The 19,976-nt window shown below is 65.5% G+C and carries 21 protein-coding genes; 14 read left to right on the top strand and 7 right to left on the bottom strand.

Annotation, left to right across the window (positions count from 1 at the left end; all coding sequences use genetic code 11):
* The first annotated feature begins 252 nt into the window (after positions 1-252).
* From A5724_RS22860 to A5724_RS22815, 10 genes are all read left to right on the top strand, one after another.
* Positions 253-1,647 (top strand): DNA-binding protein, encoded by a 1,395-nt coding sequence (locus A5724_RS22860; RefSeq protein WP_067807611.1) that lies wholly within the window; start codon positions 253-255, stop codon positions 1,645-1,647.
* Positions 1,648-1,674: 27 nt separating this feature from the next.
* Positions 1,675-3,900 carry a catalase/peroxidase HPI gene (katG, locus tag A5724_RS22855; protein ID WP_082965214.1) on the top strand — a complete coding sequence of 742 codons (2,226 nt, stop codon included), beginning with the start codon at positions 1,675-1,677 and terminating at the stop codon, positions 3,898-3,900.
* A 296-nt stretch (positions 3,901-4,196) separates the two neighbouring features.
* Positions 4,197-4,658 carry an MSMEG_3727 family PQQ-associated protein gene (locus tag A5724_RS22850; protein WP_067807608.1) on the top strand — a complete coding sequence of 154 codons (462 nt, stop codon included), beginning with the start codon at positions 4,197-4,199 and terminating at the stop codon, positions 4,656-4,658.
* Between the two features lie 21 nt (positions 4,659-4,679).
* Positions 4,680-6,365 (top strand): PQQ-dependent dehydrogenase, methanol/ethanol family, encoded by a 1,686-nt coding sequence (locus A5724_RS22845; protein ID WP_067807695.1) that lies wholly within the window; start codon positions 4,680-4,682, stop codon positions 6,363-6,365.
* A gap of 46 nt (positions 6,366-6,411) precedes the next feature.
* Positions 6,412-6,522 (top strand): pyrroloquinoline quinone precursor peptide PqqA, encoded by a 111-nt coding sequence (gene pqqA / locus A5724_RS22840; RefSeq protein WP_067807605.1) that lies wholly within the window; start codon positions 6,412-6,414, stop codon positions 6,520-6,522.
* Between the two features lie 73 nt (positions 6,523-6,595).
* A complete protein-coding gene (gene pqqB, locus A5724_RS22835; RefSeq protein ID WP_067807603.1) occupies positions 6,596-7,498 on the top strand; it encodes a pyrroloquinoline quinone biosynthesis protein PqqB in 903 nt (300 codons plus the stop codon).
* Between the two features lie 8 nt (positions 7,499-7,506).
* The gene (pqqC, locus tag A5724_RS22830; protein WP_067807593.1) at positions 7,507-8,202 is read left to right on the top strand and encodes a pyrroloquinoline-quinone synthase PqqC; all 696 of its coding nucleotides are present in this window, start codon (positions 7,507-7,509) and stop codon (positions 8,200-8,202) included.
* Complete coding sequence (gene pqqD / locus A5724_RS22825) at positions 8,186-8,476, top strand: pyrroloquinoline quinone biosynthesis peptide chaperone PqqD (RefSeq protein WP_067807590.1); 291 nt, start codon at positions 8,186-8,188, stop codon at positions 8,474-8,476. The genes pqqC and pqqD overlap by 17 nt, the downstream gene beginning before the upstream one ends.
* Entirely contained in the window at positions 8,469-9,596 is a 1,128-nt protein-coding gene (gene pqqE / locus A5724_RS22820) for a pyrroloquinoline quinone biosynthesis protein PqqE (RefSeq protein WP_067807587.1), read from the top strand. Before pqqD ends, pqqE begins: the two co-directional genes overlap by 8 nt.
* On the top strand, positions 9,593-10,132 hold the full coding sequence (locus tag A5724_RS22815; protein ID WP_067807583.1) for a manganese efflux pump: 540 nt from the start codon (positions 9,593-9,595) through the stop codon (positions 10,130-10,132). The genes pqqE and A5724_RS22815 overlap by 4 nt, the downstream gene beginning before the upstream one ends.
* Positions 10,133-10,353: 221 nt before the next feature.
* On the opposite strand, the gene A5724_RS22810 is transcribed toward A5724_RS22815, so the two are convergent.
* A complete protein-coding gene (locus A5724_RS22810; protein ID WP_067807579.1) occupies positions 10,354-10,773 on the bottom strand; it encodes a YkvA family protein in 420 nt (139 codons plus the stop codon).
* A gap of 89 nt (positions 10,774-10,862) precedes the next feature.
* Positions 10,863-11,375, bottom strand: a complete 513-nt coding sequence (locus tag A5724_RS22805) for a DinB family protein (protein WP_369830656.1) — start codon at positions 11,373-11,375, stop codon at positions 10,863-10,865.
* 112 nt (positions 11,376-11,487) lie between these two features.
* Here A5724_RS22805 and A5724_RS22800 point away from each other — a divergent pair, with 112 nt between their 5' ends.
* Both A5724_RS22800 and A5724_RS22795 read left to right on the top strand, forming a co-directional pair.
* Positions 11,488-12,045, top strand: coding sequence for a hypothetical protein (locus A5724_RS22800; protein ID WP_067807689.1), 558 nt, complete (start codon positions 11,488-11,490; stop codon positions 12,043-12,045).
* Positions 12,042-13,415, top strand: coding sequence for a hypothetical protein (locus tag A5724_RS22795; protein WP_067807577.1), 1,374 nt, complete (start codon positions 12,042-12,044; stop codon positions 13,413-13,415). The genes A5724_RS22800 and A5724_RS22795 overlap by 4 nt, the downstream gene beginning before the upstream one ends.
* On the opposite strand, the gene A5724_RS22790 is transcribed toward A5724_RS22795, so the two are convergent.
* Complete coding sequence (locus tag A5724_RS22790; RefSeq protein ID WP_067807574.1) at positions 13,412-13,807, bottom strand: hypothetical protein; 396 nt, start codon at positions 13,805-13,807, stop codon at positions 13,412-13,414. The two genes, A5724_RS22795 and A5724_RS22790, sit on opposite strands and share 4 nt — an antisense overlap.
* 284 nt (positions 13,808-14,091) lie before the next feature.
* Here A5724_RS22790 and A5724_RS22785 point away from each other — a divergent pair, with 284 nt between their 5' ends.
* Entirely contained in the window at positions 14,092-14,895 is an 804-nt protein-coding gene (locus A5724_RS22785; RefSeq protein ID WP_067807571.1) for a mycofactocin-coupled SDR family oxidoreductase, read from the top strand.
* Here A5724_RS22785 and rnhA read toward each other — a convergent pair whose 3' ends face one another.
* Complete coding sequence (rnhA, locus tag A5724_RS22780) at positions 14,896-15,363, bottom strand: ribonuclease HI (protein WP_067807569.1); 468 nt, start codon at positions 15,361-15,363, stop codon at positions 14,896-14,898.
* A gap of 81 nt (positions 15,364-15,444) precedes the next feature.
* On the opposite strand from rnhA, the gene A5724_RS22775 reads away from it, so the two are divergent.
* On the top strand, positions 15,445-16,251 hold the full coding sequence (locus A5724_RS22775; protein ID WP_067807565.1) for a crotonase/enoyl-CoA hydratase family protein: 807 nt from the start codon (positions 15,445-15,447) through the stop codon (positions 16,249-16,251).
* Here the strand turns inward: A5724_RS22775 and A5724_RS22770 are convergent.
* The 3 genes from A5724_RS22770 to A5724_RS22760 are packed head-to-tail and all read right to left on the bottom strand — an operon-like array spanning position 16,248 to position 19,938.
* Positions 16,248-16,667 carry a hypothetical protein gene (locus A5724_RS22770; protein ID WP_067807562.1) on the bottom strand — a complete coding sequence of 140 codons (420 nt, stop codon included), beginning with the start codon at positions 16,665-16,667 and terminating at the stop codon, positions 16,248-16,250. The genes A5724_RS22775 and A5724_RS22770 overlap by 4 nt on opposite strands.
* A complete protein-coding gene (locus A5724_RS22765) occupies positions 16,664-19,516 on the bottom strand; it encodes an RND family transporter (protein WP_082965212.1) in 2,853 nt (950 codons plus the stop codon). Before A5724_RS22765 ends, A5724_RS22770 begins: the two co-directional genes overlap by 4 nt.
* Positions 19,495-19,938, bottom strand: a complete 444-nt coding sequence (locus A5724_RS22760) for an MmpS family transport accessory protein (RefSeq protein WP_067807556.1) — start codon at positions 19,936-19,938, stop codon at positions 19,495-19,497. The genes A5724_RS22765 and A5724_RS22760 overlap by 22 nt, the downstream gene beginning before the upstream one ends.
* Between the last annotated feature and the right edge of the window lie 38 nt (positions 19,939-19,976).

Genomic DNA, 19,976 nt, shown 5'->3' with positions numbered 1-19,976 from the left:
GCCAAGGAATCGTGGTTGCTCGCTTGTGCCCGCGCAAACAGCTCTTGAACCGGCTGAACCGATTTGCCGCGCGCATCGGCTCACTCGAACCGCTCTCTTCCTGTATCCGCATCGCGAAAACCCTTGAAGCCGTGTAGATATGTAAGAAATATCATTGATTGTGGCTAGTCGTGGGCGGGGTCACACACGGGGCTACTCGCTCAGGCACCCGGGTGTCGCCCATCGCATCGAGCCGACCAAAGGCGGTCTTCAATGTCAGGTAGCCAGCGACTCGAGTCGGCACCCCGCAACGGCAGCGCGGCCGCCGTGTACGGCGCGTGGGAACGGTTCGTGGAGGGCAATGACGACATCCGCGGGGTTCGGCCCGAAGTCGCGATCTCCTGGCATCGATGTCGCGACCAGTACCATGTCGACCCGTTTCTGACCGAAGCGCCGGTGGCGGTGGCCGAGGTCGCCCATCCGCTCGAGCACGACGTCATCTTTGTGGACCTGGGCTTCCGCGCCGCCGCCATGGCTCGCGAAGTGGCCAACTTCGGCGGCATAGTGACCATCGCCGACGCCGCCGGTCGGGTGTTGGCTGAGTGGGGCGACAAGGCCACCTGTGCCATTGCCGCGGGGGCCAGCCTCGCGCCGTGGTACTGCTGGTCGGAGAGCGCGGTGGGCACCAACGGAATGGGGACCGCGCTCGGAACAAACCACCTTGTGATGGTCCGGCGTGAAGAACATTGGTGCCAGGCCTTTCACGGCTGGACCTGCATGGCCGTCGCGGTGCGCGACGTGGTGAGCAGAGAGCCGATCGCAGTCGTGAACATCTCGTGTTGGCGCAGTGAGTTGCCGCCGACCGCGCGCGTGTGGTTGTCCAACGTCGCCGACCACGCCCAGAGCGTCTTACGCACACGCGCCCGCGATGGCGGCACCCAACTGCTCGCCGCGTACAACGACGCCCGGGTGCGCTCGGTCGAGCCACTCGCCGCTGTCGACACCTCGGGCAAGGTGGTGATCGCCGACGACACAGCGAGCGTGCTCCTCGGCGTGCCTGGCAACGCCCCGGCAGTCAACCCGGCGGTGCGCTGGAATCCCAGGCTGCCCGCGTTCGTCGACGCCGCGCGGTATGCCAGCAAGCAGGCGAGCCACAACCCGGATTGGGTCGGATCGACGCAGATCTTCACTCACCTCGCCGACGAGCCGTCGCCGATCAGAATTCGTCCGGTCTTCCAGTACGGCAATTTGATCGGCCACATGATCTCCTTCGGCGCCTCCGAGGGAGAGGCGTTGCCGGAGACGGAATCAGCGGCGCCCTTCCAGGAACATCCCCGCCGGGTGGTCGGCCTACGGGAGAGCCGGATGGTGCTGCTGCGATTGCCAGAGGTCACGTTGGCCGAGGCCGACGGCAACGAGGTGTGGCTGCAAACGGATCAGGGCAGGTTGAGGGCCGCGTCGCCCGGCCTCGACAAGCTGGACGACGAACTGACCAATGCCGGGTTTTTACGGGTGCATCGTCGCTACGTTGTGAATCTGAGCCGTGTCCGGGAGGTCGAACGTCGGGACCGTGGCGAGTTGGTGCTGGTCATGGACGACAAGGCGAACACGATCGTGCCGGTGTCACGGCGCAACGCCCGCGCGGTACGCCGTGCGCTGGGCGTATGAGGTTCGGGACCGGCCGGAAGGAGTGCTATGCCGGGGAACCCCGACACGTACGTCGACAGGACGTATGACCAGACCGTCGGCGTGGTCAGGCGGCGCAAGAAACCGGCGGCCAGGGGCGATCAACCCGAGTGGTGGCCCGACCGGCTCAACCTGAGGATCCTGGCTCAGCCCGGCCGCGCCGCAGATCCGTGGGGCGAGGACTTCGACTACGCCAAGGAGTTCTCCTCGCTTGATCTCGACCAACTGGCCCGCGACGTAGACAACGTCCTGACCACCACGCAGGATTGGTGGCCCGCTGACTTCGGCCATTACGGACCACTCGTCCTGCGCATGGCCTGGCACTGTGCAGGCACGTACCGCGTTGGTGACGGCCGAGGGGGCGCCGGCGCGGGCATGCAGCGGTTCGCGCCGTTGAACAGCTGGCCGGACAACCGAAACCTGGACAAGGCACGCCGGCTTCTGTGGCCGGTGAAACAGAAGTACGGGCGCAAGATCTCCTGGTCGGACCTGATGATCTTCGCGGGCAACCGCGCGCTGGAATCGATGGGCTTCACGACGTTCGGATTCGCTGGTGGCCGGGTGGACGTGTGGGAGGCCGACGAGACGTACTGGGGCCCGGAAGACACCTGGTGCGCCGACGAACGCCACAGTGGCGTCAGGGATTTGGAGGACCCGCTGGCGGCCACCGAGATGGGGTTGATCTACGTCGACCCGCAGGGACCGGCCACCGTGCCCGACCCGCGAGCCGCCGCACGTGACATTCGTCAGACCTTCGGCCGGATGGGGATGAACGACGAGGAGACCGTCGCGCTGATCGCGGGCGGGCACACGTTCGGCAAGAGTCACGGAGTTGCCGACCCCGGTAGGTGGCTGGGTCCCGAACCCGAAGGCGCACCGCTGGAGGCACAAGGCCTGGGGTGGGCAAACCGGTTCGGTACCGGCAACGCTGCCGACACCATCACGAGTGGGCTGGAAGGGATCTGGACGCCCACCCCGACACAGTGGGACAACACCTTCCTCGAGACGCTGTTCGCCTACGAATGGGAGGTGGCGCTCAGCCCGGCCGGGGCGTGGCAGTGGGTGCCGCGCGACGGCGCCGGGGCCGGCACTGTCCCGGATGCCCACGATCCATCCAAGACTCATGCCCCGACGATGCTCACCACGGACCTCGCGCTGCAGGAGGACGCGATTTACGAGGCCATCGCGCGGCGCTTCCTGAACAATCCGGATCAGCTGGCGGACGCCTTCGCGCGGGCCTGGTTCAAGCTCACGCACATCGATATGGGCCCGATCCAGCGCTACCTGGGTCCGCTGGTCCCGACCGAACGACTGATCTGGCAGGACCCGGTGCCAGAAGTCGACCACGAACTCGTCGATGCCGACGACATCGGTGAGCTCAAGGCCGCGCTCCTCGACTCGGGTCTCTCGGTGTCGCAGCTCGTCTCCACGGCGTGGGCGTCGGCGTCGACGTTCCGCAACAGCGACAAGCGCGGTGGGGCCAACGGAGCGCGCATCCGTCTGCAACCGCAGCGAAACTGGCCAGTCAACGATCCAGAGTCGCTAATGCCCGCGCTCACGACGATCGAGGGAATCCAGAAGCGCTTCAACGACTCTCAGCGGGGCGCCAAGTTGATCTCGTTGGCCGATCTGATCGTGCTCGGTGGGTGCGCCGCGATCGAAGCGGCGGCCGCCAGGGCCGGTCACGTCATCGAGGTCCCATTCCGGCCTGGACGTACGGACGCCACGCAGGAGTGGACCGACGTCGAATGGTTCGCTTGGCTGGAGCCGACCGCGGACGCTTTCCGCAACTACGTCGGCGCAGGCACGCGGCTGGCGCCGGAACACGCGCTCGTCGACCGCGCGAGCCAATTGACCCTCACCGCGCGAGAGATGACAGTGCTGGTGGGCGGTCTGCGCGTGATCGGCGCCAACCACCGGCAATCCGCGTTGGGCGTGCTCACTACGACACCGGGCTCGCTGACCAACGACTTCTTCGTCAACCTCCTCGATTCGGGAACCGATTGGGTGCCCGGGACGGACTACGCCGAGACGGCGACCTACGAAGGCCGCGACCGGCGCACCGGCGAGGTCAAATGGATTGCCAGTCGCGTCGACCTTGCTTTCGGCGCTGACTGCGAACTCCGGGCGATCTCGGAGGTCTACGCATGCCAGGACGCCGGGGAGAAGTTCGTCCGTGATTTCGCGTCAGCGTGGGACAAAATAATGAACCTCGACTTGTTCGGTCAGTGCTGAGTACGAACGGCGCCTTTCAGCGTGTGAACGGCACAGTGTGACCCTCTGACGGTCATACCTGTACGCATGAGTTCAGCAGGCATAAAGTTCTCGCAGGCCCGAACCAGACGTCCGGGCCAGCGAATTGCTCTGTGATACCGGGTATTTCGCAACAATTCAGAACCAGCGAATGACCTGAACAGTTAGTCCATACCAACGTTCCCAATCGTGAAAGCGATCGCGGCCAATCGAATACGTCGTTGAATGGCTTTCGCGCATCAACTGGGAGATGTCTCTTCAGAAGGAGGTTAGATCCAATGACGACGGCTAAGGAACGACCCGACGTACTGCGTGAGCTCGGCTTGGATAAACAGAACCACGCGGCCCTTGGCCGCGTTCTCGGTACTGGCTCCATAGCGGAAGCCACCGAGCGGCCCGACGGCACGATGGAGGCAACGATCCGGATCAGGGAGGACGAACTCTGCTGGGATCCCGCGATTTTGGTCATGCCGCACGGCGGTGACATCGAACTCACGGTCATCAACGACGACAAGAACACGCACGCGGCTTTGTTTCCGAGCAATGGTGACAGGAAGTTCCTCTGGCTGCTGAACCACTCGAAGGGCAGGGCCAAACTGAACCTCGACGGCCCCGGTTACTACTGGTACAGCTCCCCGGGCGGCAACGACGAAGGACGCGGATTGACCGCCGCCATCGTCGTTCTCGGCGAGGTGCCGCCAGAGGCCCGTCTCGACCGTCCCGATCAGCCTCGTCCATAGAGTCCATAGGAAGGAATGAAGATGACCGTCGAATACGTGGACGCAGGCGAGGCGATCGACCAGTCAGCGCTGAGCCCCATCCCCGGAACCGCACCCGCGGTGGCAACAAACGTCAACTACGAGCGCCTTCTCGACGCGCGTTCGGAGTCACACAACTGGCTCACCTACTACGGCGCCTATGACGGCCAGCGGTACAGCCTGTTGGACCAGATCAACACGGAGAACGTCAAGCGCATCGGCCCGGCATGGATGTTCCAGGCCGGCGCGTCCGGACAAATGGCGGGTGCCACGACCTACGCGTTCGAGGCGTGCCCGCTTGTCGTGGACGGCGTCATGTACGTCACCGGCTGGGACGGTTGGGTCTGGGCGCTCGACGCGACGAATGGCCAGCAACTCTGGCGCTACAAGCACGCAACTCCGTTCGATGTCTCACTCTGCTGCGGCAACGTCAACCGCGGCTGCGCGGTGGCGAACGGCAACGTCTACTTCGTGACACCGAATGCCCACCTGGTCGCGCTGGACGCCACCAATGGAAAGACGGTGTGGGAAAAGACGATTGGTGATGTGCGCGCGGGCGAGAGCGCAACAATCGCTCCGCTGGCCGTCAAGAACACCGTCATCACCGGTAGCTCCGGCGGTGAGTTCGGCGTGCGTGGCCATATCGACTGCTGGGACCAGAAGACCGGTGAGCATCTGTGGCGCACCTACACCGTGCCAAAGCCGGGCGAACCGGGCTCCGAGACTTGGCCGGCCGACGGCGAGGCCTGGCAGCGCGGCGGCGCGAATCACTGGGTCACCGGGGCGTTCGATCCCGACACGAACCTGTACTACGCAGGGACAGGGAACCCAGCGCCCGACTTCGACGGCGCCGTGCGTGAGGGCGACAACCTCTACACCGACTGTGTCGTGGCGCTCGATGTCGACACCGGCGAGATCAAGTGGCACTACCAATTCACGCCACATGACTTGTGGGACTACGACTCCACGATGGAAATGATCCTGTTCGAGCGGGACGGCAAGAAGCTGCTGGGACATTTCGACAAGAACGGGTATTTCTTCGTGCTGGACCGCACCAACGGCGAGTTGCAGCACGTGACTCCGTTCGTGGACCGGATCGACTGGGGCGTCATCACCCGAGACGGCAAGGTGACTCCGCGCAAGTACCCGGACAAGGAGGGTGAGCCGGTCCACTTCTATCCCGGCCCGGCCGGTGCGAAGGAGTGGACGCACGCGGCCTACAGCCCGAAGACGGATATGTTCTACGTGCCCGTCGCCGACGTCGGCGCCACCGCCACCCGTCGTCGCCGTGAGTTCAAGGAGGGCATTCCGTACTGGGGCGCCGCCGTTCAGGTGGACATCGATGACATGGCCGGCTCGGTCAGCGCCTTCGATTCGCACGGTGAGGAGAAGTGGCGCTGGCGCCTCGACTACCCGATGGCCGCTTCGGTGCTCGCCACCGCGGGTGACCTGGTGTTCGCAGGCACGCCGACCGGTGAGTTCGCCGCTCTCGACGCCAACACCGGCGAGAAGCTGTGGGAATTCAACTGCGGCAGTGGACATCATGGCAGCTGCTCGACCTACAGCGTCAACGGCAAGCAGTACGTCGTCGTGCCGGTCGGCTGGGGTGGCTGGCTCGAAGGCATCCTGCCGGGAATGCTCGGCGCGGGCCACGGCAGCGCGTTGATCGCCTTCGCCCTGCCTGACTGATTTCCATCCGCAGCACCATCCACAACCGACAGGAAGAGAGAACAGCATGGAGAAACAGACCAGCACTCCGCAGAAGTGGGAGTCCCCGACGGCCACGCAGATCCGGGTGTCCGCCGAGGTGACCGCCTACGTGGCCATCTTGGACGAAGCTAGATAGTCGATCGCGACGGGGCGCCGGGCCGAAACGGCTCGGCGCCCGGTCGCTGACCCGGTGGAGGGAATGATCTGTCGTGTGGGTGCGCGTGCTGGGATCAGCGGCCGGCGGAGGGTTTCCGCAGTGGAACTGCACCTGCCCCCCTTGTCGCGCAGTGCGTTGCGGCTCGCGGCCCGCTGTCCGACGCTCCCAGTCGTCGATCGCAGTCAGCGCTGACCGGAAGCACTGGTTCCTGTTCAACGCCTCACCGGACATCCAGTCGCAGATCGATTCCTTCGGCGACCTGCATCCCGACGAAGGTCGAATGGTGCGGCTGCAGTCCGTTCTGCTCACCGACGCCGAGCTCGATCACACGCTGGGCCTGTTGTTGATGCGGGAGGCCAGCGGTCTTGAGGTGCACGCGACCGAATCGGTGCACGAGACGTTGACCGCCGGCTCCGGGATACTGAAGACGCTCGAGGCGTACTGCCCGGTCAAGTGGCAGCCGGTGCTGCCCGGCGCCGAGGTGCCGCTCGGCAACGGGGCAAATGGGTTGTTGTACCGGGCATTCGACGTCCCTACTGACAAGCGGATGCGGTTCCCCGGGGCGGCGGCCCACGGCCGAGTCGTTGGCTACCGCATCACCGACACCCACAGTGGCCGCAGCCTGGTCTACCTACCGTGCGTGCAGCAGCTCACCCCCGACGTGCTCGACGAACTGGCCGACTGCTCGGGCCTGCTGGTCGACGGGACCTGCTGGCGGGACGACGAAATGCCTCGCCTCGGCTTGGCCAGCAAGACCTCACGCGCCATGGGACATGTGCCAATCGACGGCAATGGCGGCAGCTTGGAACTACTGTCGCCGCTGCCCATCGAGCGCAAGGTCTACATCCACATCAACAACACCAATCCGATCCTGCTCGAGGATTCTCCGGAACGGCGGATCCTCGACCGGCACGGCATGGAGGTCGCCGAGGACGGGCTGGAGTTACAGATCTGAGGAGCGATATGACAACACCGTTGGCCCCCGATGAATTCGAGGAAGCGCTGCGTGCGCACGCCAAGCACTACCACCACCAGCATCCGTTCCATCGGCGGATGAACGAGGGCGGATCGAGTCGGGAGGAGATCCGGGGTTGGGTCGCCAATCGCTTTTATTACCAATCGAACATCCCTCGGAAGGACGGCGCGATTCTCAGTAGTTGTCCGGACAGGGAGGTGCGCCGCCGGTGGGTCCAGCGCATCATCGACCACGACGGCACGACCGAAGGATCCGGAGGGATCGAGTCGTGGCTGCGTCTCGGTGAGGCCGTCGGCCTGACCCGCGAGGAGATCGAGGATGAACGACACCTCCTCCCTGGCGTGCGCTTCGCCGTCGATGCCTACGTCACATTCACGCGAACCCGGCCGTGGGTCGAGGCGGTAGCCTCCTCACTGACCGAGCTCTTCGCGCCTGACCTGATGGCCGACCGGCTTGCCGCATTCGAACGTCACTACACCTGGATCGATCCTCGCGGGCTCGCCTACTTCCGGTCTCGAATCACCCAGGCGCCCAGAGACTCCGAACACGGTCTCGAAGTGGTGCGCAAGCACTGCACCACGGAAGAGACGCAGGCAGCGGCGCTCGCGGCGCTGTCCTTCAAGTGCGACGTGCTGTGGAGCATGCTCGATGCCATCGACCAGGCTTATGGCCCGCATCGATGACTCCGCGCGGCCCCGCCTGGCGCCGCATGTCCGGATGAGATATGACGCGGCGCGCGGACAACACGCGCTGCTGTCGCCGGAGACGGTCTGGGTCGTCAACGACACCGGCGCCGCGATTGTTGAGCTGTGCGACGGCCGGCGGACCGTCGCCGAGATCCAGTCCGAACTGCAGAGTCGGTACTCCCGGGTCGACGATGCGCGCATCAACGGAGAAGTCCGCCGGTTCCTGGCAGATCTCGTCGCCAAACACGGCATGGAGGTAAATCATGGATAGACCGTTCGCATTGCTCGCCGAGCTCACCTACGCCTGCCCGCTGCACTGCCCCTATTGCTCCAATCCGCTTGCGCTCGATGACTATCGCGATGAGTTGACGACAGAGGAATGGCAACGGGTTCTTGTCGAGGCCGCCGAACTCGGGGTGCTGCAGGTGCACTTCTCCGGCGGAGAGCCGATGCAGCGTCACGACATCGTCGAGCTGGTGGGATGCGCCAATCAGCTTGGCCTGTACACGAATCTGATCACCAGCGGGCTGGGCTTCTCCACCCGTCGCGCCGAACAACTACGCGACGCGGGACTCGACCACGTGCAGGTCAGCATTCAGGCCGACGAAAAGGCCATGTCCGATCGCATCGCAGGCACCGCATCGTTCGAACGCAAGCTGGTGGCCGCGCGGTTGGTGAAGAAGTTGGGCTGGCCACTCACCCTCAACGTCGTCCTCCACCGCATGAACATCGATCGGATCGGCGGAATCCTCGACATGGCAGAGGATCTGGGCGCCGACCGGATCGAGCTCGCCAACACGCAGTACTACGGCTGGGCGGGGACCAACCGAGCCGAGTTGCTACCGAGCAGAGACCAGTTGCAGCAATCGCAGTCGGTCGTCCTGGCCACCAAAGAGCGGCTCGGGGACCGGATGGAGATCATCTACGTGATCCCGGATTACTACAGCCGTTACCCCAAGCCATGTATGGACGGCTGGGCCCGCCGCCAGCTCACGGTGGTTCCCAACGGTGACGCGCTACCGTGTCCGGCGGCCCAGGAACTGGTCCGCGGCCACGAGTTGCCCCGGGCCAGTGTGCGCGAGCACACCCTCGAGTGGATCTGGGCCGAGTCGCCGTTGTTCACGCGGTTCCGCGGTGAAGCGTGGATGCCGGATCCGTGCCGCAGTTGCGAACGCAGGAGCATCGACTTCGGCGGCTGCCGGTGCCAGGCCTTCGCGCTCACCGGCGACGCCGCCCGCACCGACCCGGTCTGCCACCTCTCCGCTGACCACGGGCTCGTCGCGGCCGCGGTGGCCGAGGCCAACGACCCGACACGTACGTCTGGCGTGCTCATTCCGCGGCCGAATCCGGGCGGCAAGGCGTCGATCGCGACGCCGGGGGTGGGGGCATGAACTCGCTGTTCGCGCTGATCCCGATCGCGTTCGTGCTCAGTCTCGACAACTTCCAGTCATCCATCGGGCTGGGGACGACCAAGCCACCGTGGCGCCGAATCATGCAGGCCGCCTTCGTGTTCAGCGCGTGTGATGCCCTGGCTCCGTTGATCGGCGTCTATCTCGGCAACCTCGTCGGCGACCGCATCGGCGACACGGCGGAGTACATCGGGGCGGCCGCGCTGGGCGCCTATGCGCTCTATCTGGTGATCCACGCCATCCGCACCGAAGAGCCCGGCGACCTCGACCACCCGGTGGCGATCCTCGGGATGCCGTTGCCGCTGAGCCTGGACAACCTATTCGCCGGGGCGAGCCTCGGCGTGGTGGGGGCGACGCCGGGGCTGGTCGCCGTGGTTTGCGGGTCGGTCACCCTGATCATGTCCGGGGTCGGCCTGACGGTGGGCAGACTCGCGGCGAGCAAGGTGCGGATCCGCACGGATCTGTTCGGTGGCATGGTGCTCATGGGGTTGTCCATCCTCATGGTGGTCCGGGCGTGAGGCCGAACGACATGGTCACCGAACAGGATCGCGGCACCGCGCGGCCGCCGTGTCACCATTGCGGCGAGGCGTACGCGTCGGTGGATGCCGCTCGACATGCCGCGCCAGTGAACTGCGAGGTCTGCCCTCGGTGCAGGGGGATGCCTGCCTGCTACACGTGCCGGAACATGTACTGCGCCTGCGAGGTGCACCAATATTGACGAAGGCCAACACGATTGGCGTCATGCTTCGGGTGGATCTGATAGGCCGGTGAGGCGTCGGACGGCGTGGAGTCCTTCTGGGGTGCCGGGCCAGTGCTTGTCGAGGGCGTCGGGTCCGGCTCGGCGTGCGGCAGAGCGCAGGGCCACGACGACGACGATCGCGTCGTCGGCGTAGCCGAGGACGGGGATGAAGTCCGGTACGACGTCGATCGGCAGGATCAGATAGATCAGCATCAAGAGCAGACGGACCCGGACACCGCGCGGCAGTTGCGGATCGGCGGCAAGGCGCCGCAGCAGGACCACCATGTCGGGCAGCAGCCGTAGCGACTCCGTCACGCTCATGTTTTTCGGCCGGGCCGCCGCGAGAGCGATCAGCAGCGCGACCCAGAAGATGCAGAGGCCGACCGCGACCGCTATGAGCGTGCCCCAGAGTTCCGTCAACAGGGTCTTACCGTAACGGGCATACGTACATCGTCGTCGATCGCAGTGCCCCACGGGGTCGCGCTTGGTATTTCTCGGTCGTTTATAAGTCAGACCCCGGTCAGTCCGTCGATACGTTCACGGATCAGGTCTGCGTGTCCACAGTGCCGGGCGTACTCCGAGATCATGTGCAAGAAGATCCACCGCAGGCTCACCTGGGTGCCCATGAACGGACTGGTGTCTTCGAGGGAGCGCGCCCCGTACTGCGCACGGGCCTGCCCGATCTCGTCTTGCCAGATTTCCAATGCGTTGCGGTAGGACGCTTCAGGGGAGAGTTCGAAGCCGCCGTCATGGCCCTGCGGGTGATGTGCCGGCCCGAATATCGGAGGTACCTGTTCACCGACCAGCACGCGGCGGAACCAGTTTCGTTCCACCTCTGCGGCATGTTGGAGCAGACCCAGCAACGTCATCTCCGAGGGCGGGGCCGACGCCACCCGCACCTGCTCATCGTCGAGACCCTCACATTTGGAGGCCAGGGTTGCGCGGTAGAAGTCCAGCCACCCTTCCAGTGTCGTGCGCTCATCGGCGTTCATTGGCGGCATCGACCGCTCTGCAGATGTCACGCCCACCGATGGTGCCATGCCGGCCCGACACGCCATCGCCACAGCGTTTGTCGAGCGGTTGCCGACGGGATTACCGTCGGCGCACGGGCGGCCGCAATGCGAGACTGACACGGTGAACAATGTTGTGCGAGCAGGTGTTCTAGGGGATCTACCGACGCGGGACTTTCTGGTCTCGCCGGGATTCGCCGGCGTTGTCGCGCTGTTGGCGGCGATCATCACGGCGGGCGCCGTGCTCTACGCGTCTCGACGCGCCCGTCTGCGCTTCGAGCAGCAGCGTGAGCAGGAAGAACGCCGCGAAGAGCAGGCGCGTGACGACGCTGCGAACGCCCTGGCATGGGATCGCTGGCAGTGGGTGGTCGACACCGCAGGCATCGAGCCCGCCGCCAGCGAGGGCGCCACCCTTGGGCTCGGACCCGCGGTGACCCTCGAAGTCTTGGGCGGGCTGCTGCGCGAAGCCGAACGGCTCGGCGACGAAACGCTCGCCAAGGCCGTCGCGGTCTACCAGGAGCAGCTGCTGCTGGTGCTGGCACAGCAGGCGGGTCCCATATCCAACATCGCGAAGTCACCGACACCCGACGGCAAGCACGACAACAAACTCGTCGAAACGCCTTCCGCGGCAACACCTTCCGAACCTGCGACCGAGAGCCGGGGAGGGCGACGGCGCCGATGACGACCACCAGGCAACACATCGAAGATCTGGACGCCGACCGGTGGGCGGCTTTGACACGACGGGCGGCCGCGGACTCGGTCGCGGCCGCGGAGCGGTTGGCCATACAACCGCGCGCCGAAACAGTCGCCCTGGCGAAAATGACCGAACGCGAACTCGTCCAACATCGTCAACGCCATGGGCCACCCGTGCCGCGCCGGTCGCTGCAGATGCAACTCGTCGATGCCGACCACCAACGCCGGGTGGCCGAGCAGCACGCCCGCCAAGCGCATCAGGGCAGGCTGGACGCGGAGGCGGCGGCCTCGCTGGCTCGTGACGAAACAGGAGAATCCGCACGTGCCGCCGCGGCGGCACGTGAGCGGGTCCGCGCGGTGGAGGCCGAGGCCGCGCGCAAGGACGCTGAGCGGGCAGCGGAGCGGGAAGCCGAACAACGCGCCAGGCAGCAACTGCAAGCCGAGATCGAACGGATCCGCGCACAGGCAGCGGCCGAAGTGGCGGCCGCCGAGGAGAAGGTCAGGGCCGCCGAGGCCCGCGCCGCGGAGCGGACCACCGAACGGACCACCGAACGGGCCGCGGCGGAGAAAACCGTGCAGCAACTGCAGGCCGAGATCGAACAGATCCGCGCGCAGACGGCGGCCGAAGTCGCCGCGGCCGTGGAGAAGGTCACGGCGGCGGAGGCTCGTGCGGCGGAGCGGACCACCGAACGGACCGCCGAACGAGCGACGGGGGAGGAAGCGCTACAGCGGGTGCGCCGCGAGCTGGAAAAGGTGCGCTCGGATTCGGCCGCCGAAGTGGCTGCGGCGCAAGGTAAAGCGAGCGCTGACATTGCCGCCGCCCGCGAAGCCGCAGAGGCCGAGGTCGCTGCCGCGCAGGAGGTCGCAGACGCCGAAGTCGCGCGTTGGCAGGCCCACGCCAGCGATATGGAGCGATGGGCACGGGCCGAGGTGTCGACCCAACTGTTGACGATTCCCGTCCCACCGATGGAGGTGCGCACTCGAATCGGGTCTGTGGAAACCACGATCGACGCGCTCTACCAAATCGATTACGTACTCGAAGTCGGGCTGGCCGAGGACGGGGAGTCACATTTCGTGCCCGATCTCGAGTTCACCCGCAACCTCGTATGGAAGGTGCAGGAGCAGGCCAAGGAGCTTTCTGGCGAGTTGGCCAACCTATCCGCGTGGTACTCCGACCAAACGCATTCGGAAACCGCCGCCGGTTACCCCGCCGCCGCCGGCGACGCGTATCGCGCGCTGTGTCAGCGCATCGACACCGCCCTTCAGGCCCTGGGCAGGCGCTTCCACAGTCCCGACGCCGACATCATCGCGGCGGTCACCGCCATGCTCAACGACCTTCGGGCTCAGGGCCTTTACTAGTCCCGCAACGAGCCAGGCGGCCAGTCCACACCGATCTCATCGCAGATCGGGGGGATGATGATCAGCGCCCCGCGCGGGCTGCAGAACGGTGTACCGGGCGGCGGCCCGGAAGGCGGAGGCGGCGGCGCGAACACCGGCGCCGGAGCGTCCGCGAGAATCCAGCTGTCGATCGCATCCCCGTTCAGCGCAACCATCTTCACGTTGCCCTGACCTGAGGGGACCGCATACCAGGTGTGGCATACGTTCATGTCCCACCGAATCATCGGGAACGGCAGAGCTTGCCCCGGACACCAGGTGTCGGCTTGTGCCGCACCCACGCCGAGCGTCAGACCGGCCGCCGCTACGGCGCCAGCCGCGACGACAGTCGACGCGAGCCGTGCGGTTCTGTTCATCGCTGCTTCCTTTCCTCAGGCGCCATTATGTGACGTCGGCGCGCATCGAGTACACGGTTTCGAATTTGCTCCCGATCCCAACAATCCACGGCCGCCGCAGCGAGTTCGCGCCGAGCAGGTGACGGCTACGGGTTGTGTGCGTTTGATCCGTCGCCGTAGTGCCCCGCACGGCCAAAACAGGAGGGCCGCAGAGATGTGGCCCTCCTGTTCATTTCGGCGTCGGAACACAGTGCACAGCAACGGGCTTGGGTCGGGTTGGCCGCCCTGGATTAGGGTGATCAATCATGGGTGCGCTGGATGGTCGGGTCGCGTTCGTCACTGGAGGGGCCAGGGGGCAGGGCCGCGCACATGCGTTGGCGCTAGCCGCCGAGGGCGCCGGCGTCGCCATTGCCGATGCGCCAGGCCCGATGGCTGATCTGACGTATCCGCTGGGCACCGAGGACGACCTTCGCGACACCGCCAAGCAGGTGGAAGCGCTTGGCGGCGTTTGCCTTCCACTCGTGACGGATGTGCGCGACCCGGCCGCGGTCGCCGCAGCCGTCGAGGAGACGGTGAACCGGTTCGGCAGTCTCGACATCGCGGTGGCCAACGCAGGGATCGTCAGCACCGGGCCGCTGGAAGAGGTCACCGACGAGATCTGGCGCCAACTGGTGGACACCAACCTGACGGGCGCGTTCCACACGCTGCGTGCCGCCATCCCTGTGATGCGACGGCAGCGGTTCGGCCGCATCGTCGTCACGTCGTCGATGGGTGGCCGGACGGGCATTCCGGAACTGGCGGCCTACAACGCCACCAAGTGGGGCGTCATCGGGCTCGCCAAGTCGGTCGCCCTTGAGGTCGCCAAGGAGGGCATCACGGTCAACGTCATCTGCCCGACCACGGTGCGCACGCCGATGGTGCAGCCGGTGGGCGGCGACGACGTTCCCGACGATCTGGTCCGCCGGATGATGAAGGGAAACCCGATCCCCGCGCCCTGGATCGAACCCGAGGATGTCAGCCGCGGACTGATGTACCTCGTCACAGATCGGGGCGTGATCACCGGCAGCGTTCTGGAGATCGGACTCGGCGGCAGCGCCAGAATCCACTGATCACTTGGTCGCCACCAGGGCGATCGCTTCCCGCATCCCCCGAGTGGCCAGCCTGTCGGCCAGTTCGTTGTCGGCGACACCCGCGTGTCCCTTGACCCAGAACCACTCGACGCGGTGCAGCGCGCAGGCCGCTTGCAGCCGCTGCCACAGGTCGACGTTCTTCACCGGTTGCTTGGCGGCGGTCTGCCAGCCGCTGCGCTCCCAGCCGCGCACCCATTTGGTGATGCCGTTGCGGACGTACGTGCTGTCCGTGTAGAGGTGCACCGACACCGGCCGGGTGAGCGCCTCCAGCGCCATGATCGGCGCGGTCAGTTCCATCCGGTTGTTGCTCGTCGTGCCGGACTCGCCGCCGAACATCTCGCGGACGTGGTGGCGATGGCGCAGCACCGCGCCCCAGCCGCCGGGCCCGGGGTTGGGTCTGCAGCCGCCATCGGTGTGAATGACCACGACGTCCTCGGGCTCGGTCATGCGCTGAGGATAGGCACGCCATCGGACTATGGTGCCGCGACTCGCGGAGCACCGACTGCGCGGAGCGGTAGATTGCCACGCGTGAGCGAAGACAGAGTGCGTGTGCAAATCGGGTCCGACGGCGTCGCGACGGTGACCATGGTGCGCTCGGACAAGCACAACGCGCTCGACAGAGCGATGTTCGAAGGGTTGGTGACCGCCGCGGAGCAGGTGGCGGGCGATGCCTCCGTGCGCGCGGTCGTGCTGCACGGTGAGGGCAAGAGCTTCTGCTCCGGCCTGGACGTCGCGAGCTTCATGGCCGGTGAAGGCGGCACCGGCGTCCTGTTGAACCGCGACGAGGGCCGGGTCGCCAACCTCGCGCAGCGCGTCACCTGTGACTGGTCACTGGTCCCGGCGCCGGTGATCGCCGCAATCCACGGCAACTGCTTCGGCGGCGGTCTGCAGATCGCGCTGGGTGCCGACATTCGGATCGCGGCGCCGGACGCCAAGCTGTCCGTCATGGAGGTCAAGTGGGGGCTGGTGCCGGACATGGGCATCACACAGACACTGCCGCGACTGGTCCCGATCGACGTCGCCAAGGAGTTGACGTTCACCGGCCGCATCGTCTCCGGCAGCGAGGGTTCCGACCTCGGGCTGGTCACCAGGACCGCCGACGATCCGCTGTCCGCCGCACTGACGCTGGCACAGGAGATCTCGCAGAAGTCCCCGGACGCGGTCCGCGCGGCCAAGCGCCTGTACGACCAGACGTGGGCCAGCGATGACGCCGCGGCGGCATTGGCACTGGAAAGCCAGTTGCAGACCGCGCTGATCGGCAAGCCCAACCAGATCGCGGCCGTCGTCGCCGGAATGTCAGGGGAGCGGCCCACTTTCGTCGACCCGAGCTCCTAGCGCTTCAGGCGCCGTCTCAAGCTGGCGCTACGCAGCATCCGGATCGCCAGGTTCGTCGACGTGAACATCGGGATCACGCCCAGAAACGTGCGTTCGGACGGGGTGGCCCCGTGCAGGTAATCCAGGCTGCCGAAGACATAGAAGCAGCCGATGCTGAAAATCGTCGCGGGGATGCACAGCGCCATCCACGACCCGCGATCCGAAACCGCCTGCCGCGCAACGGCCAACTCCTCCTGGTTCAACGGTTCGCCCTTGCGTACCTTGCGCAGAACCGCGGGCACACCCCCGACCTGTTCACTGATCGGAAGTGTCGGCCTGCGGACGAGTCGCATCACGTACACGGACGCGATGGCCGCGAACAATACGACGGCCGCCAACGCGACGATGGTCAACACCGCCCATAAACCGAGATTCATTGCTGCACCATGACTTTCGACGGTTGCCGCAACGGGCGGGCGCGCACCAGAGTCGGCCACCAGAACCACGGGCCGAGGATGCGCAGGATGCACGGCACGATGAACGACCGCACGATCAGCGTGTCGAGCAGCAGGCCGATGCACACGGTGGTGCCGACCTGACCGATGGTCCGCAGATCGCTGGTCAGCATCGCGAGCATGGTGAACGCGAACACCAGACCCGCGGACGTCACCACGCCGCCGGTGCTTCCCAAGGCGCGGATGAGGCCGGTGTGGATGCCTGCGCCCAGTTCTTCCTTTACCCGCGCAATCAGGAGCAGGTTGTAGTCCGAACCGACCGCCACCAGGATGATGAACGTGATGGGCAGCACCAGCCAGTGCAGGTGCAGGCCTATCAGGTGCTGCCAGAGAAGAATCGAGAGGCCGAAGGCTCCGGCGAACGAGAAGGCTACCGTGCCGGGAATGACGAGCGCGGCCATCAGACTTCGGGTGATGAACAGCATGATCAGGAAGATCAGGACGAACGCCGCGATCGCCACGATGAGCAGATCCGACGCGGCGTACTGCTTGATGTCTTTGTTGTTGGAGCCCGCGCCCCCGATGTAGATCCGCGCACCCGCCAACGATGTTTCCTTCAGCGCGATCTGGATGGCTTGTGGAAAGGCGTTGACGTGGTCGATGCCTTCGGGACCCATCGCGTTGCCCTCGTGGGTGACGATGAAGCGGGCCGCCTTACCATCCGGCGACATCAGCAGTTGCATACCGGTTTTGACGTCGTCGTTGTCGAACGCCTCTCGCGGCATGTAGAAGAAGTCGTCGCTGCGCGACTTGTCGAAATCGTTGCCAACGTTGATGAGGTCGTCGTAGGTCTGGTCGGTCTGCGTGGACTGCAGGTGCGCCGGCCCGTACGAGTTGACGATGACGGCTTGCAGCGCCTGCGTATCGTCTCTCATGATCCTCAGTTGGGTGGTCAATTGGGGCAGAAGCGCGTCGACGGCCTGTAGATCGGTGACGGTGTGCGCGATCTCGACGTCAAGGGCGTCGATGCCGTCGAGTCCGTCGAACAGCGACCGGAACGCCCAACATATCGGGATGTCGAAACAGTGTGGCTCCCAATAGAAATAGTTCTTCAGTGGCCGGATGAAGTCGTCCAGATTCGAGATGTCGTCGTTGATCATGTCGGTGACCTGCTGCAGGTTTTCCGCGGTCAGCACGGTCGCGTGAAGGTCGTCCGACAGTTTCTGGGTCAGGTCGATGGTTTGCCCGAGCACCTCGATGGTGTGCGCCTGGATCTGCGCCTGTTCGTCGGTGTCGGCGTTCTGCTGTTGGCTGAACGGCAACTGCTGACCGCTCCCGCTGCCTTGGGTGGTGAACAGATACGGAATGGTGGCGTGGTCGAGTGGTCGGCCAAGGGGCCGGGTGATGCTCTGCACCATGGCGACGCCCGGTACCCGGATGAGGGCCTTGGCCACCCGGTCCAGGGAGATGAAGTCTGCCGAGTTGCGCATGTCGTGATCCGATTCGACCATCAGCATCTCGCTGAACAGTTTGCTCGGCGGGAAGTGCCGGTCCGACGCTTGAAACCCTTGATTGGCAGAGCCGTTCGTCGGCTGGTACTGACGGTCGTCGTAGTTCACCTGATACGACGGCACGAAGATGGCCCCCAGCACCACGACGGCGCAACTGGCCGCCAGAATCGGCACCGGCCAGCGCACCACGCTGGCCGCGATCCGGCGGTACAGGTGCCCCCGCGCCGCGCGCTTCGGGTCGAAGAGCCCGAAGAGGCTGCCCACCGTCAGGATGGCGGGACCCAACGTCAGCGCCGCCGAGATGGTCAACAGCATCCCGATCGCGACCGCCGGGCCCATGGTGTGGAAGTAGTCGAGGCGCGCGAAACTCAGGCAGAAACCGGCGCCCGCGATGGTCAGACCCGACCCGATGATGATAGGGGAGACGCCCCGAAAGGCGGTGTAATACGCCTCTTCTCGAGTCTCGCCGGCCCGCCGGGCTTCGTGATAGCGGCCCAGCAGGAAGATGCCGTAATCGGTGCCTGCGCCCAGCGTCAGCGAGACCACCATGTTGATCGCGAACGACGACAGCGGGATGACGCCGAAATGCCCAAGCGTCGCGACCACACCCTTGGCGATCAGCATCTCGAACAGCACGCTGGCCAACGGCACCAGCAGAGTGCTCACAGAGCGGTAGACCAGCAGCAGCATGAACGTGATCAAAAAGATCGTCACGATGGTGATGTTGTTCAGGCTCGCGTTGGCGATCGACAACGTGTCCGACGCCAACGGAGCCGCACCACTGACATAGACCTTCAGCCCCGGCGGCGGTGTGTCTTTCGCGACGGTGTCCCGGACGGCATCGACAGACCGGTTCGCCTCGATCTGCCCGATATCACCGGCCAGGCGCAGCAGCACATAGGCGGCCTTGCCGTCGACGCTCTGCGCGCCCGCCGCGGTTATCGGCTTGCCCCACAAGTCCATTGCGTACTGCACATGCTGCGTGTCGCTCTTCAAGCGCCGCATCAAGTCGTCGTAATACTGGTGGTCCTTCTCGTCCAACGGCCTGTCGGCTTCCAGCACGACCATGGTCAGGCTCGTGGAGGTGGACTCGCGGAACTTCTCGCCGATGTGCAGCATCGCCACCTGCGATGGCGCGTAGGTCGGAATCATCGGGCCCGCGAGTTCGGCGGCCACGTCTTCCACCTTCGGGATGAAGGTGTTCGTCGAGACGGCGACCAAGCCCCAGAAGACGATGATTGGAATGGCGAGAAGTCGGACCGTGCGTGGGAAGACAGGCCGACCGGCGCGGTGTTCGCTCACGCCGATTTCACTCGGCAGGTGACATCGGCGTCCTGACGTGTCGCCGACTGTTCGTCGCGGACAACACCATTCACCAGCATCCGACAGTGCACCTCACCTCCGTGCACCTGCGCCGAGACGCTGCCGGAGACGACGGTGAGCGTGGTGGTTTCGGTATGCGACCACGGCAGCGACGCGAGGTCGACCTTGTGCGGATGTCCGTCGATGTCGACGTAGGCGAGCATCCCTCCATCGCCGAGGTCGCCATCCAGTTCATAGGTCAGTTGCTTGGGCACGAACTCTTCGGGCGCCTGCGGGCCGTTGACCGTCAGCACAGGCCCCGGGGCAGACGCCTGATGCACCTTCGACATGCACAGCGCACCCACCAAGACGGCGACGACGGCCACCGACGGTAGCCAGGCTCGCGCGAGCGCGGTTCTCCCGACGGAACGAGGGCTCACTCGATATCACCTTCCGAAATCCGCTACTTAGGCTTCGT

The organism is Mycobacterium sp. ACS1612, from assembly GCF_001667505.1.
Classification (GTDB): Bacteria; Actinomycetota; Actinomycetes; order Mycobacteriales; family Mycobacteriaceae; genus Mycobacterium.
This window is presented reverse-complemented; position numbering and strand designations above follow the sequence as displayed.